The sequence below is a fragment of the Nonomuraea sp. NPDC049607 genome (assembly GCF_040675375.1).
Taxonomy (GTDB): Bacteria; Actinomycetota; Actinomycetes; order Streptosporangiales; family Streptosporangiaceae; genus Nonomuraea.
This window is the reverse complement of the sequence record NZ_JBFAOV010000032.1, coordinates 66789-80947: the sequence shown is the minus strand read 5'-3', so window position 1 is coordinate 80947 and position 14159 is coordinate 66789. Positions and strand designations below refer to the sequence as shown.

Sequence of the window (14159 nt, the reverse complement as noted above, 5' to 3'; positions counted from 1 at the left end):
CGGGCATGGGAGAGCAACCGAGCCCGGACATCAGTGACATCGGACGCAAGGCGGGCCGAGGGGCGGTGTGGAGCCTGCTCGGCACGCTGGTCACGCGTGCGGGCTCGTTCGTCCTCGGCCTGATCCTGGCCAGGCTGCTCTCGCCCGACGACTTCGGCACGTACGCCGTCGCGCTCGCGGCCACGCAGTTCGTCATGGTCGTCAAGGACGTCGGCGTCATGTCGGCCGTCGTGCAGTGGCGGGGGCGGCTGGAGGAGATCGCCCCCACGGCCACGACCCTGACCATGATCTCCGCCCTCGGCCTGTACGGGATCTTCTGGGTCGGGGCGCCGTACTTCTCGGCGCTGGCGGGCAGCGTGGAGGCCACCTCCGTGGTGCGCATCCTCACCGCGGTCATCCTCGTCGAGGCGGTCACGGCGGTGCGCAGCGCGGCCCTGCTGCGCTGGTTCCGCACCGGCAAGAACGCCAAGGCGGTCCTCGCGGGCTTCCTGGTCAACGCGCCGGTGGCCATCGTGCTCGCGGTCAACGGGGCCGGGGCCTACAGCTTCGCCTGGGGCCAGCTCGTCGGGGCGGTCGTCACCGGCGTCTTCATGCTGATCTACGCGCGGCTGCCCTACCGGTTCGGGTTCGACCGGCGGATCGCGGGCCGGCTGCTGAGGTTCGGGATCCCCTCGGCGGCCGGTATCGCCCTGGAGGTCCTGCTGCTCAACGTGGGCTACATCATCGTCGGCAACATCATGGGCGCGGCCTGGCTCGGCTTCTACCTGATGGCCTTCAACGTGTCGAGCTGGGTGCCCGGCATCATCGGCAGCGCCATCCGCATGGTGTCGATCGCCGGCTTCTCGCGGCTGGCCGAGCGGGACCCGGAGTCGCTCTCGCTCGGCGTGCAGAAGAGCCTGCCGCTGCTCATCGCGATGATCCTGCCGCTGGCCGTCTTCATGGCGGTGCTCGCCCACCCTGTGATCATCTTCATCTACGGCCTGGAGTGGGAGCAGTCGGCGGGCGTGCTGCGCTTCCTCGCGGTGCTGATGCTGGTCCGCATGCTCACCGCCTTCGCCCTCGACATCCTGAACGGCCAGGGCGCCACCCGCTCGACCGTCTGGATGAACCTCGGGCACGCGGCGGCGATGATCCCCGCGGTCATCGTCGGCGCGAACCTCGACGGCATCCGCGGCGCCGCGATCGGCCAGGCGGTCGCGGCGGTCCTGGTCGCCCTCCCGCTCGCCATGATCGCCGTGCAGCGGGCCGGCGTACGTCTCGCGCCGGTCCTGCCCGGCCTGGTCCGGCCCGCCATGGGCGCGCTGCTCTGCGGGGCGGTCATGCTGGGCCTGACGATGCTGACCGAGGGGAGTCCCTTCGTCCAGCTCGTCGTGGCGGGCGGCGCGGGGCTGCTGGCGTACACGCTGGTCGTGGTGACCCGCGACCAGTTCCACCTGCTGAGCGATCGTGTGGTGCGGCTGCTTCCCGCCCGCGCGCGCTGACCTTGAGGAGAAGCGATGCTGGTGTCCATCGGAATGCCGGTCCGCAACGGCGCGGACCACCTGGAGGCGGCCGTCCGGTCGGTGCTCGCCCAGGAACACGCCGAGATCGAGGTGGTGATCTCCGACAACGCCTCCACCGATGACACCGAGGAGCTGTGCCGCCTGCTGGCCAAGGAGGACAGCCGGATCGTCTACCACCGGCAGGAGCGCGACCTGCACGTCGTCGACAACTTCGAGGAGGTGCTGCGGCGCTCGCGCGGCCGGTTCTTCCGCTGGATGGGCGACGACGACCGCCTCGAACCGACCTACGTCTCCCGTGCCCTTGAGCCGTTCCAGGACGACGAGCGGCTCATCCTGGTCACCACCGAGGTCACCTACACCTGGCTCGACGGGACCGTGCACGAGCCGCGCTACCTCGGCACCCGCCTGCTGTCCGACGACCCCGTCGACCGCCTGGAGGAGTTGTGCGAGGTGTGGGCCGCCCAGCACCTCAGGCTCGACCCCCTCTACGGCCTGATGCGGCGGGAGCGGGTGGCCGCCGTGCCGCGCCCCCGGATGATCCGCGAGGACGAGGTCTTCGCCGCGCGGCTGGCGCTGACCGCGCCGTGGGGGCACGTGCCCGAGCCGCTCGCCCACCGCCACCTGCGCGAACGCCGGCTGTCGGCGATCGCCTCGATGCTCGGCGTGCCGGCCTGGACCGCGCGGTTCGCCACCACGCTGCAGTTCCGCGCCATCCACGAGGCCCTGGGCGGGATGGAGCTGTCGGCGGAGCAGCGCGGGCGGGCCCGTGCCGTGCTGATGCGGGCGTACTGGCGGCGGCAGCGGAAGATGCTCGCGCACCGCGGCCGCAAGCTGGCCGGGATGGCCACCAGGGCGGTCACCTCGAAAAGGTGATCGCGCGGTCTCCGTGTAACGAAGAAGCGGACCGGGACGAGAGAAAGGAAAAGCACCACGCGAGGGGGAATATCTCGCTATGCCCGTTTTATTAGCCAACAGCCGGATTAATGACGATGTCCGGCGCAAAATGATCTTCCAGGGTGATGTCTTTCTCTACTCCGCGACGCCCGCCTCGACCGAACTGATCGAGTTCGCCCGCGAGCTGATCGAGGAGGCGTTCGACGGCCGCGACCCGCAGACCGCCCAGTACGAGATGCCCGTCGAGGAGTTCGCCGCACTGCTCGCGCAGCTCAAGCCGCGCTTCATCCACCACCCCACCAGCAAGAGGATCCTCGCCGCCCTGCTGGAGGAGCAGGGCATGGCGCTCGACAAGACCTACTTCGACGTGCCGAGGCTGCGCACCTCCACCGCCGACCACTACCTCGACTCCGGGATCTCCTACGCCTACCACGCGCATCGCGACTGCTGGTACTCCGCGCCGTTCTGCCAGGTCAACTGGTGGATCCCGGTCTACGAGGTCGTCCCGGAGAACGTCTTCGCCCTGCACCCGCACTACTTCGACCGCCCCGTACGCAACGGCAGCGGACGCTACGACTACGCGGAATGGACCGCCGTCAGCCGGCCCGCGGCCGCGCAGCACATCCACAGCGACACCCGCGAGCAGCCCAAGCCGGAGGAGGAGCTCGATCTGGGGGCCGAGCTGCGGCTGGTCCCCGAGCCGGGCGGCATGATGCTCTTCTCCGGGGCGCACCTGCACTCCACCGTCGCCAACACCTCCGGCAGGACCCGCTTCAGCATCGACTTCCGCACCGTGCACATCGACGACGTGCGTTCCCGTGCGGCGGCGCCCAACGTGGACGCGACCTGCCAGGGCACCACCCTGCGTGACTTCCACCGAGCCGACGACCTGAGCCGCATCCCGGAAGAGCTCGCCGCGGCCTACGAGGCCGAGGCGCTGGCCAAGCTCACCTGACCCGCGCGCGTACGGCCTCGCGCAAGCCCTTCCAGCTCCGATGCCGCTGGAAGGGCAGCTCGAAGACGGACGCGAACAACCACGCCGCCGCGATGCAGGCCGGCACGGCCAGGGCGAGCGTGAGGAGGAACGTGGGCATGCCGGGCGGCGTGCGCGGGGCGACGACAAGCCGGTTGATCATGACGACCAGCGGCGCGTGGATCAGGTAGAGGCTGTAGGAGAAGGAGCCGAGGCGCCGGACCGGACGGGTGTCGAGCAGCCGTACGAGCCACACCGGCCGGCCCGAGGCCACGCCCGCCAGCAGCAGTCCGGCGGCCGGGCCGATCGCGAGGTCCACCCAGAAGAAGTTGCCGACCACCCACACCGGCCCGGCGGCCACCACCAGCAGCAGCACCGGCGCGGCGGCCGCGGCGGCGTACCAGTGCCAGGCGGCCCGGCCCGACTCCTCCGGCGTGCGCAGGACTCCCGCGCAGACCGCGCCGATGGCGAAGAGCGCGGCGAACTGCGGGGTCAGCCGCATCAGCAGCTCCACGGCTGGCACCGCGGGCGCCAGCGCCCCCACCGCCACGACGATCAGGGTCACCGCGCCGAGCATCAGCGCCGCGCCCCACCTGCGCAGGACCAGCAGCATCAGCGGGAACACCAGGTAGAGCTGCGCCTCGACGGCGATCGACCACATGGCCCCGTTGGGGCTGGGGGAGCCGAAGACGTCCTGGAGCAGCAGCCCGTAGATGAGGGCCGACTGGCCCGTGGGCGGCTGCTGCCCCGGCTGCGGGATGACCGCCCACGCGATCACGAGGCTGAACAGCAGCGCCGCCCAGTACGGCGGCAGAATGCGCCAGGCCCGCCGCTGGAAGAACGTCCGGACGCTGCCGAGCCGCCACCCGGACCTGGCGGGCGAGACCGCCAGCGAGAACCCGGACAGGACGATGAACACCACGACCGCGAAATGGCCGTAGAGCAGCCATTTCGTCCAGCCGGGCGAATCGTTGACGGGAAACCCCGGCCACGTCAGCAACCAGCAGTGGTGCAGCACCACGAACAGGGCCGCCAGGCCGCGTAATCCGTCGAGCCCGGCCAGCCGGCCCCGCGTCGCCGGACGCTCCACTGTCAGCCCCAAAGGAAACCCCCGTCGCCGTAGTCGGTAGGTCTATCGGTCGGGCGCGGCGGGATGTAACGGTCCGGGACGATGTAACGTCTTCCTGCTTTTCGGCGATGGCCGTCTATAGGGCAAGCGTCGCCGATGCGGGGGAACGTACCAAAATGGAGTTCTGGAAGGCGATCCTTGGTCTTCTCCGGCGAATTCACATAGGTCCACCGCTCATCCTGCTCTCCGTCCTGGTGGGCGGCGTCGTCCATCTCGTCATCCCGGCCCAGTACACGGCCGACGTCTCGCTCGTGCTCGCCACCCCCGTCAACGGCGGCACGGTCTCCAACGACAAGGCCAAGCAGGGGCTGACCAACCCCTTCCTCAACTTCAACGACGCCCTGAAGACCGGAGCCAGCATCGTCATCCTGGCGATGAACACCCAGGACGTCTGGACGCAGCTCGGCGCCCCCAAGGACGGCCCGACCGAGATCACGATCGACGACGGGCGCACCAACCCGAACGTCCTGGACATCAACGGCCCCTACATCTACGTCAGGGTCAACAGCGACTCGGCGGAGAAGGCGACGGCCGTGCTCATGGCGGCCCGTGAGCGCGTGGCGGCCGAGCTGTTCAAGTGGCAGAAGGCGCTCGGCGCGCCGGCGAACACGTTCATCACCTCGACCGACATCGTGCCGCCCGCCAAGCCCGAGGCCGACAGCAGCCTCAGCTGGCAGGGCGCGATCGGCGCCGCCCTGCTGTGCCTGTTCCTGGGCCTCGGCATCGCCTACGGCGTGCTCACCAAACGGGCGCCCGCCCCCGAGAAGCGGCCGGACGCCGAGGCCCCGGCCCGCGAACCGCTCGCCGCACCGACGCCGCCCCCACCTCTGGCCCCACCTCTGGCCCCACCTCTGGCCCCACCTCTGGCCCCACCTCTGGCCCCGGCCCCGACTTCGGCGCTCGACGAGGACAGCTCCGCCACGATGGAGTTCCCCGTCTACCGGGGAGAGCCCCTCTCGCGCGTGCCCGGGCCCAGGAAGGCGAACCAGGACGACGGCGAGGGATGAGGCCCGGCATGGACTTCTGGGCGACGGTGACGGTCCTGTTCAGACGCTGGTACGTGACCGTGCCCGCGTTCCTGCTCACGATCGCGGGCACCTTCGGCGTGTACGCCGTGGCGCCCAAGACGTTCATCTCCACCTCGGCGCTCGTCCTCACCCTGCCGGTCACCGGCGGCAGCGTGCCGAGCGACCCGGCGTTCCCCAACCCGCGCACCAACCCCCTGGTCTCCTTCGACCAGGGGCTGAGCATGACCTCCTCCATCCTCATCCAGGCGCTGAACACCCCCGAGACGGGTGCCGCGGTCGGCGCGCCGCCCGGCGGCGCCGTCACGCTCAAGATCACCAGTGGTGGCACCAACCCCGAGCTGATGCCGGCGACGCCCTTCATCGTCGTCGTCTGCGAGGCGCCGACCGCCGAGCTGGCCCACGGCATCGTCACGAAGGTGACGGCGCTGGCCCAGAAGGAGCTGCGGGCCCGGCAGATCAAGGTCAACGCGCCGCCCACCACGTACGTCACCGCCACGGTCGTGGTGCCGCCGACGCAGGCCGACGAGAAGAAGGGCAGCCGGATGCGCAGCGCGGTGGTCGCCGGGGCGCTGGCGTTCTTCATGAGCCTGTTCGCCGCGTTCATGACGGAGAGCTTCGTCGGGCACCGCCGTGCCCGCCGGTCCGGCCCGGCCACGCCCCCGCGCGTCGAGGCCGCCGCGGCCAACGGCACCCGCTCGCTGGCCGGACGTGAAGGATGACCCCGATCCTCATGCCGAGGCGCGCCGACGGCGCCACGATGATCGGCATCTTCGTCCTGGTGCTGCTGGTCCTCCCGGCCCGGCTGGTGGTGGCCGGCCTCCCGCTGTCGCTCACCCCCGCCGAGATCGTGGCCCTGACGCTGGGCCTGGTGTGGGTGTGCGCCCAGATGATCAGTACGACGGGCGCCGCCAAGGGAGCCAACCCCGCCCGTACCGCGATCTTCGTCTACGGCGCGCTCCTGCTGGCCGTCTACGGGTACACGACCTCGGTCTACCTGCCCTCCGACGAGCTCAACCTCGCCGACCACACGCTCGTGCTCTACCTCGGCTACGTGAGCCTGGTCCTGGTGATGTGCGACGGGCTGGGCAGCCGAGAGCGGCTCGACTTCGTGCTCAAGGCCGTCGTGGTCGGCGGCACCTTCTCGGCGGTCGTCGCCCTGCTGCAGTTCAGGCTCGACCTCGACATCACCCAGTACATGCAGTTCCCGGGCCTGCGCCACTCGTCCACGGAGGAGGTGCCGACCGTGATCTCCCGGTCGGACCTGCGCCGGGTCGCCGGGACGCTCGGGCACCCGATCGAGTTCGGCGCGGTGTCGGCGATGGTGCTGCCCATCGCCGCGCACCTCGGCTTCCAGGCGCGCAGCCGCGGTCAGGCCGCGACCCGCTGGTGGATCTGCGCCGCCGTCATCGGGGCCGGCCTGATGTTCTCGGTGTCCAGGACGGCCGTGCTCGGTCTGGCGGGCGCGAGCATCATCCTCCTGCTCGGCTGGTCGAACCGGCGCAGGCTCATCGCGGCCGGCGCGTTCGTCGTGTTCCTCGGGTTCATGAAGGTGCTGGTGCCCGGCCTGCTCGGAACGTTCTACAACCTGTTCGCCGGGGCGGGCGAGGACAGCAGCATCATCTACCGCACGCACGACTACCCGTTCGCGATGCGGGAGTTCGGCAGGAGCCCGATCTTCGGCCGCGGGCCGGGCACCTGGTACCCGTTCAAGCACCAGGTGTTCGACAACCAGTACCTGCTGTCGCTGGTCGAGACCGGGCTGATCGGCGTGGTCGGCTTCGTCGGCGTGATCGTGGCCGGGATGTCCGTCGCTCTGTGGGCGCGCCGGCTCAGCACCGACCCGAACGTGCGCAACCTCGGGCTGACCATCGCCGCCTGCCTGGTGATCCCGCTGCTCGGCGCGGCCACGTTCGACATGTTGTCCTTCCCCGGCATCACCAGCCTGATGTTCCTGCTGATCGGCGCCGCCGGGGCGATGTTGCGCCTGGAACGCGCCGATCAGGCGGCCAGGACGCTCCTCAGCTCCTTCCACGACCCCGCCGAACGGTCGCGCTCGCTGATCGCGCTGACCGGCAGGGGCCAGGGCAGCGCGAGGTCGGGGTCGTCGTAGCGGACGGCCAGGTCCTCGGCCGGGTCGTGCTCCCTGTCGATGCGGTAGCAGACGTCGGCGTGCTCGGTCAGCGCCTGGTAGCCGTGCAGGATGCCCGGCGGCACGTACAGGTGCGCGAACGTCACGTCGTCGAGCCGGACGGTGACGTGCGAGCCGAACGTCGGCGACCCAGGACGCGCGTCCACCAGGACGTCGAGCACCGCGCCGTGGGCGGCCCGCACCAGCTTGGCCTCCCCGCGGCCGGACCGGCCGTGCATCCCCCTGATCGTGCCGAGCCGCGAGCGCGACTGGCTGTCCTGGACGAACGCGGTGTGGTCCAGCCCGTGCGCGGCGGCGATCGCGGCGTCGAAGGTCCTGGTGAACAAGCCCCGGTCGTCGTGGCTCGGCGTCGGCACGAACAGCAGCACGCCGTCGAGGTCCAGCCGCTCGACTCTCATGGTGTTCCTCTCATCCGGGTAGGGCCCGCATCCGGCGGGAGGGTCTGAGCAGGGCCACGACGGAGGCCCGCGCCGTACGCCGGCCCGCCGCCGCCCGCATCGCCTCGCCGAGCAGCACGGCGAGGTAGAAGCCCGCGGTCGCGATCCGGCCGCGGCGCAGCCTGAACAGCCGCACGCGGTTGACCGTGAGCAGCGCGGCCAGCATCGGACTGATCTTCGCCTCGCCGCCGATGTGCTCGACCAGGGCGGCGGGCTCGTACCAGAGGGTCCAGCCCGCGTCCGCGGCGCGCAGGGCGTACTCGGTCTCCTCGCTGTACAGCAGGAAGGACTCGTCCCAGGGGCCGACCTCGGCGAGCGTCGCCACCGACAGGAGCATGGCGGCCCCGGTGGCCCAGTCCGCCGGGCCGGGCCGCTCGTAGCGGTCCGGGTCGGCGACCATCTCGCCCAGCGTGCCGATGCGGCCCGCGAGCCGCCCGCCGAGCAACGACTCGGCCAGTGCGCGGCGGACGGCGGGCGTGCGCCGCAGCGAGTGGTGCAGCACGCCCTCGGTGCTGACCAGCCGGGGAACGGCGATGCCGGTGCCCGGACGGCCGAGCGCGGCCGCGAGCACGGCCAGCGAACCAGGACGAAGGCGGCAGTCGGGGTTCATCACGAAGACCGCGTCGAGCTCGTCGAGGTCGAGCGCCGCGATGCCGGCGTTGATCGCCGCCGCGTAACCGGCGTTCCTGCCCACCTGCAACGGCCTGACCGGCAGGCCGGCGGCCTGCTCGGCGAGGCGGAGCGAGTCGTCCTTGGAGGCGTTGTCCGCCACGACGACGTCGGTGAGGAGCACCCCTTCGGCGCCCTCCCGCAGGGAGGCCAGGCATCCGCCGAGGACCGGCGCGCTGTTGTAGGTCACGATCACGATCGCGAGACGGGGAGGGCCGGACGTCACATGTCGCCCATCGCGCCCCAGGAATGGATCGTTACAGGTAACAGATGGCACCGGTGAGGCGATATGGGGATAGCGGCCGGTGTCGTAGAGACGGAGAGAGACTCCATGCAGAACCTGCAGGCTTTCACCTTTCGCCGGGACGAGCTCTTTCCACTGGCGGACAAGTACTCCGAGCGGTTCCGCACGGCCTCGCCCTTCCGCCACGTGGTCATCGACGACTTCCTCCCGCCGGACGTGCTGGAGCCCGTGCTCGACGAGTTCCCGGAGCCGCGCGACGCCACCTGGGAGCGGTTCGACAGCGCGCGCGAGGTGAAGCTGGCGCTGGCCGACACCGAGCGCATGGGGCCGGCCACCCGGCATCTCCTGGCGGAGTTCAACTCCGGAGTGTTCATGGAGTTCCTGGAGCGGCTGACCGGCATCGGGCAACTCGTCTCCGACCCGCACTTCGAGGGCGGCGGCCTGCACCAGATCCGGCCGGGCGGCTTCCTCAAGGTGCACGCCGACTTCAACAAGAGCCGCAAGCTCAACCTGGACCGCCGGCTCAACGGCCTGCTGTACCTGAACAAGGACTGGGAGGAGAGCTACGGCGGCCACCTGCAGCTGTGGAACAAGGACATGACGGCGTGCGAGTCGAAGGTGCTGCCGGTCTTCAATCGGTTCGTCCTGTTCGCCACGACCGATGACGCCAACCACGGCCACCCCGACCCGCTCACCTGCCCGCCCGACCGCGCGCGGCGCTCGATGGCGCTCTACTACTACTCGAACGGCAGGCCGGCGGACGAGGTCACCGACGACCACACCACGCTGTTCAAGCAGCGGCCCGGCGAGGCGTGGAAGAGCAACCTGCGCCAGGTCGCCAAGCGCTGGACGCCGCCCGCGCTGGCCGACCTCGTCGGCGGCCGGAAGTCCAAGGGCGAGTGAGGCCGTACGCCGGAGGGTTGTGCCTTGGCCTGGTCCTGGCGGTCGTGCTGCTGAGCGCGTGCCAGAGCTCCGGGAGTGAGCCGCTCGGCTCCCGCTCACCCGCCACGCCGTCCGCGTCCGTCTCCGCCACGCCGTCGCGGGCGTCCGGGCGGGTCTGGCCGGGCCCGGACAACACGGGCGTGCCCGACGGCGTACGCCTGCGCCCGTCGGACTCCCTGGTGGTGAGCGAGAAGGGCGCGGTCATCGACGGTCTGGACGTGACCGGCTACATCACGGTCGAGGCCGACGACGTGACCATCCGCAACACGCGGGTGCGCGGGCAGCAGGACTGGTGGGGGATCCTCCAGCGTGAGGGGCGTACCGGGCTGACGGTCGAGGACAGCGAGATCTTCGGCAACGGCAAGGTGCGCACCCAGTTCGGCATCCTCAACCAGGGCAAGCTGATCACCGTCCGCCGGGTGGACGTCCACACGATCTCCAACGGCATCCTGACCCAGCAGGGCCTGGTCGAGGACTCGTACGTGCACGACCCGAAGTACTACGCGGGCGACCACACCGACATGATCATGTCCACCGGGCCGCCCGCCCCCGGCACCGAGCTGGTCATCCGGGGCAACACCGTGATCAACACGCTGGACCAGACCGGCGCGATCGCCCTGTTCCAGGACTTCGGCGTGAGCCGCGACGTCACCGTGCAGGGGAACCTGCTGGCCGGCGGCGGCTGGTCGTTGTACGCCGGGGCGGGGGCGAAGGGCAGGTCGTCCAACATCAAGGTGATCGGCAACGTCTTCAGCCGCCGCGTCTGGCCCAAGGGGGGATTCGCGGGCCCGGTCTCATATTGGGATAAGAACGGGTCCGGAAATCGATGGGACGGGAACACCTGGGAGAACGGCGGGACGGTGCCGCCGGGATGACGACCTTTTGTCGGATTTAATATGACAGATGAAAAAGCTGTGATTATTGTGAATTAAGAGGAAAGCGGCGTCCTTTTCGGTAAAAAGCCTCACTCCTGCTTCCGGCATGGCTACTCTCTCCCCTTGGGGGACTCGGACCTGGCCTAGATCGGAAGGAGTCACCTGTGTCAAGGCATCGAAGAGGGAAGAGACGCGCGGGGTGGTTATCCCTGGCCGGCGTTTCCGTGGTGGCGCTGCTGGCCGGCGGGTACGGCATCATCGCCACCGACGTACTGGAGCCCCGGGCGGTCCTGACGGACGCCGGCGGGGCGCAGGCCGCGGCAGGGCCGCACGCCGCCGCCGGCCAGAAGCCCAGATCGCGTCCCACCACCCAGAAGCCCCGGCCCAGGAAGACCCGGAGCCAGGAACCGCAGTGGTGGCCCAGGCGGCCCACGAGGAAGCCGACCGCGCGCCCCACCCGCCGCCCGACCCACCGGCCCACCCATTGGCCCACTCGCTGGCCGACACACCGGCCGACCGGGAAGCCCACGGTGAGCCCGCCCGTGACGCCCACAGTGGACCCGCCCGGCACCCCGACGCCGACGCCGACGCGCACCCCGACCACCACGAGCACCCCGACCACCACGAGCACACCGACGCCCACCCCGAAGCCGACCCCCACGCGGACACCCACCCGGACGCCCAGCCCCACGCCCAGCCAGACCCCCACGGCGACCCCCACCAAGTCACCGACGGCCACACCCACCAGCACACCCACGGCGACGCCCACCAGCACGCCCACGAAGACGCCCCCCTCCAGCCCGCCCCCGTCCCGGGACTGGCCGGGAGAGGGCAACACCGGCGTCCCCGACGGCACGAACCTGGTCAAGAAGACCGGCTCGATCGTCATCAAGGAGGACGGCAAGGTCATCGACGGCTGGGACGTCACCGGCGACATCACCGTCGAGGCCGACAACGTCACCATCCGCAACACCCGCGTCCGCGGCCAGAGCGACTACTGGGGCATCCTCCAGCGCGAGGGCTTCTCCGGCCTGAAGGTCGAGGACAGCGAGATCTTCGGCAACGGCAAGGTGCGCACCCAGTTCGGCATCCTCAACCAGGGCAAGCTGATCACCGTCCGCCGGGTGGACATCCACACGATCTCCAACGGCATCCACACCGACCAGGGCCTGATCGAGGACTCGTACGTGCACGACCCCAAGTACTACTCCACCGACCACACCGACATGATCATGTCGACCGGCACCGCGCTCCCCGGCACCGAGCTGATCATCCGCCACAACACGGTCATCAACACGCTCGACCAGACCGGCGCGATCGCCCTGTTCCAGGACTTCGGCGTGACCCGCAACGTCACCGTGCAGGGCAACCTGCTGGCCGGCGGCGGCTGGACGCTCTACGCGGGCGCCGGTCGCAAGGGCCTGTCCTCGAACATCAAGGTCGTCGACAACGTCTTCAGCCGCAAGGTGTGGCCCAAGGGCGGCTACTCGGGCGCGGTGGCGTACTGGGATCCCGAGGGGCCGGGCAACGTCTGGCGCGGCAACACCTGGGAGAGCGGCGGCGCGAGCGTGCTGGCCGACTGACGTCGCAGGCCCTCAGGGCCCCTGTGAAGCACGTGCTAGGCCCGGATCGCGATGACCGACTTCACCAGCCCGCCCAGCCGCTCGAAGTGGATCTGGGACTTCGGGAAGTAGTGCCGCATCTCGGTCACGCTGAGCAGCTCGACCTCCATGGCGATCATGCGCGCGGCGTCCCGGTCGGAGGTCGGCGTGTGCACGAGCGGCCAGCGGCGCAGGATCGTCGTACGGGCGGCGAGGGGCAGGAACTGGAACCCGGGGAACAGGAAGTGCGGTTCGACCGGGAAGTACCGGTACGGCGTCTGCACCCAGTGCCGCTCGGCCATCTCGTGCACGGTGTCGGCGAACCGCTGCCGGCGCTGGTGGCCGCCGACGTGCTCGATGACGGCGTTGGAGAAGACCAGGTCGTAACGGCTGGAGCGGATCGAGGACGGGAGGTCGCAGGCGTCGGCGACGTCGGCCCGCAGCCACGACGGCAGGTCGGCGGGCGGCTGTTCCAGGTTGACGATGTGCGCGTGCGCCGGCTTGACCGGCGCCCGCATCCAGGCCCCGGCCGTGCCGCCGAGGTCGAGGACGCTCATCTGGTCGAGGTCCGGGAACCGGTCGGCGAACCAGCGCCACCGCCGTGCTCGTGCCTTGGCTCCCAGGGAGTCAGGAGCGTCCACAAAACGACTGCGCAGCGCATTCAGACGGCTCATGCAGGGGCTCCTCGGCTCCGGCCGGATCAGTAACCCCTATGCTCGCAGAATTCCGCCTGATCGGCTAAGAGTGCGATTCTTCGTGACATTCTTGCGACGCATACCAATTAACGGTCCGGCGCAGCCCTTCGTCCAAATCCGTGGCAGGTCGCCAGCCGAGCCGGTCCGCCGCCGGTGCAATGTCGCCGACCTGCGTGATGTCATGCGGGCGATCGGGGGCGGAACCGAATTCGGGTCGGGTGGGCGCGCCGGCGATCCGGTAAAGCCGTTCGACGATCTCGTGGGCCGGGGTTTTCAGGCCCGTCCCGATATCGAGCGTGTGACCGACCGCTTTATCCGACGTGCCCGCCAGGACGAACGCGTCGACGACGTCGTCCACGTAGATCCAGTCGGCGAGCTTGGCCCCCCTGGTGAGCCGGGGACGCTCGCCGCGCAGGAGACAGAGCGTCACGTACGGCACGAGCTTGGTGGTGTCGGGCTGGGCCGGGCCGTAGACCATGCTGGGACGCAGCACGGTGACGGGCAGGTCCCAGAGCCGGTGGTAGAGCTGCGCGTAGCCGGTGGCGGCCCACTTGGACATCGCGTACGCCGACGACGGCGGCGCGTGGTCGTTGCCCGGCCGCGGCTCCTCGATCGAGCCGGTGAACACGGTCCGGACGCCGTGCTCGCGGGCGGCCGACAACACGTTGACCGCGCCCACGACGTTGCTCTCCAGCGTGGCCCGGACGACCTCGTCGCCGCGTGACCCGGTGACCTCGCCGGCGAGGTGGAACAGCAGGTTCGGGCGTACCGACCGGAAGAGCCGCGAGGTGTCGCCGGCGTCGTCGAGCCGAACCTGGTGCCAGATCTCGCCGTGGCGGGCCCGCTGCGGCCGCCGGCTGATCGCATGCACCTGCGCGCCGAGCGAGCGTAAGCGTCTGACCAGGTGCGATCCGATGAACCCGGCCGCACCCGTCACCAGCACCACGGCCTCGGGCCAATACGACATCGTGGATTGACCTCCGTGGAAGATGGAGCCGTTCGGGCCGACGGCTCCATCTAA

14 protein-coding genes are annotated in these 14159 nt (G+C 70.2%); 9 read left to right on the top strand and 5 right to left on the bottom strand.

Annotation, left to right across the window (positions count from 1 at the left end; genetic code table 11):
- Positions 1 to 5 precede the first annotated feature (5 nt).
- The 3 genes from AB0J97_RS40485 to AB0J97_RS40475 all read left to right on the top strand — a co-directional run bounded on the left by AB0J97_RS40485 (position 6) and on the right by AB0J97_RS40475 (position 3351).
- Complete coding sequence (locus AB0J97_RS40485) at positions 6 to 1481, top strand: oligosaccharide flippase family protein (RefSeq protein WP_357692291.1); 1476 nt, start codon at positions 6 to 8, stop codon at positions 1479 to 1481.
- 15 nt (positions 1482 to 1496) lie between these two features.
- Entirely contained in the window at positions 1497 to 2375 is an 879-nt protein-coding gene (locus AB0J97_RS40480) for a glycosyltransferase family A protein (protein WP_357692289.1), read from the top strand.
- A 130-nt stretch (positions 2376 to 2505) separates the two neighbouring features.
- Positions 2506 to 3351, top strand: a complete 846-nt coding sequence (locus AB0J97_RS40475; RefSeq protein WP_364099321.1) for a hypothetical protein — start codon at positions 2506 to 2508, stop codon at positions 3349 to 3351.
- Here the strand turns inward: AB0J97_RS40475 and AB0J97_RS40470 are convergent.
- Entirely contained in the window at positions 3344 to 4471 is a 1128-nt protein-coding gene (locus AB0J97_RS40470; RefSeq protein WP_364099318.1) for an acyltransferase, read from the bottom strand. The genes AB0J97_RS40475 and AB0J97_RS40470 overlap by 8 nt on opposite strands.
- 143 nt (positions 4472 to 4614) lie before the next feature.
- Between AB0J97_RS40470 and AB0J97_RS40465 the strand changes: the two genes are divergently transcribed.
- The 3 genes from AB0J97_RS40465 to AB0J97_RS40455 are packed head-to-tail and all read left to right on the top strand — an operon-like array spanning position 4615 to position 7636.
- Complete coding sequence (locus AB0J97_RS40465; protein WP_364099315.1) at positions 4615 to 5505, top strand: hypothetical protein; 891 nt, start codon at positions 4615 to 4617, stop codon at positions 5503 to 5505.
- 8 nt (positions 5506 to 5513) lie between these two features.
- Positions 5514 to 6245, top strand: coding sequence for a hypothetical protein (locus AB0J97_RS40460; protein WP_364099312.1), 732 nt, complete (start codon positions 5514 to 5516; stop codon positions 6243 to 6245).
- On the top strand, positions 6242 to 7636 hold the full coding sequence (locus tag AB0J97_RS40455; protein ID WP_364099309.1) for an O-antigen ligase family protein: 1395 nt from the start codon (positions 6242 to 6244) through the stop codon (positions 7634 to 7636). The genes AB0J97_RS40460 and AB0J97_RS40455 overlap by 4 nt, the downstream gene beginning before the upstream one ends.
- Here AB0J97_RS40455 and AB0J97_RS40450 read toward each other — a convergent pair.
- Together AB0J97_RS40450 and AB0J97_RS40445 are read right to left on the bottom strand one after the other, a co-directional pair.
- Positions 7525 to 8073 (bottom strand): dTDP-4-dehydrorhamnose 3,5-epimerase family protein, encoded by a 549-nt coding sequence (locus AB0J97_RS40450; RefSeq protein ID WP_357692277.1) that lies wholly within the window; start codon positions 8071 to 8073, stop codon positions 7525 to 7527. The two genes, AB0J97_RS40455 and AB0J97_RS40450, sit on opposite strands and share 112 nt — an antisense overlap.
- A gap of 10 nt (positions 8074 to 8083) precedes the next feature.
- Positions 8084 to 9007 carry a glycosyltransferase family 2 protein gene (locus AB0J97_RS40445; protein ID WP_364099306.1) on the bottom strand — a complete coding sequence of 308 codons (924 nt, stop codon included), beginning with the start codon at positions 9005 to 9007 and terminating at the stop codon, positions 8084 to 8086.
- A 105-nt stretch (positions 9008 to 9112) separates the two neighbouring features.
- Here AB0J97_RS40445 and AB0J97_RS40440 point away from each other — a divergent pair, with 105 nt between their 5' ends.
- The 3 genes from AB0J97_RS40440 (at position 9113) to AB0J97_RS40430 (ending at position 12425) form a co-directional block, all read left to right on the top strand.
- The gene (locus tag AB0J97_RS40440; protein ID WP_357692273.1) at positions 9113 to 9928 is read left to right on the top strand and encodes a 2OG-Fe(II) oxygenase; all 816 of its coding nucleotides are present in this window, start codon (positions 9113 to 9115) and stop codon (positions 9926 to 9928) included.
- 17 nt (positions 9929 to 9945) lie between these two features.
- The gene (locus AB0J97_RS40435; RefSeq protein WP_357692271.1) at positions 9946 to 10842 is read left to right on the top strand and encodes a hypothetical protein; all 897 of its coding nucleotides are present in this window, start codon (positions 9946 to 9948) and stop codon (positions 10840 to 10842) included.
- A 227-nt stretch (positions 10843 to 11069) separates the two neighbouring features.
- Positions 11070 to 12425: a PT domain-containing protein gene (locus AB0J97_RS40430; RefSeq protein WP_364099302.1), complete on the top strand. Its 1356-nt coding sequence runs from the start codon at positions 11070 to 11072 to the stop codon at positions 12423 to 12425.
- Positions 12426 to 12460: 35 nt separating this feature from the next.
- Here AB0J97_RS40430 and AB0J97_RS40425 read toward each other — a convergent pair whose 3' ends face one another.
- Both AB0J97_RS40425 and AB0J97_RS40420 read right to left on the bottom strand, forming a co-directional pair.
- Positions 12461 to 13117: a hypothetical protein gene (locus tag AB0J97_RS40425; protein WP_364099299.1), complete on the bottom strand. Its 657-nt coding sequence runs from the start codon at positions 13115 to 13117 to the stop codon at positions 12461 to 12463.
- Between the two features lie 64 nt (positions 13118 to 13181).
- Positions 13182 to 14105, bottom strand: a complete 924-nt coding sequence (locus AB0J97_RS40420) for an NAD-dependent epimerase/dehydratase family protein (protein ID WP_364099296.1) — start codon at positions 14103 to 14105, stop codon at positions 13182 to 13184.
- Between the last annotated feature and the right edge of the window lie 54 nt (positions 14106 to 14159).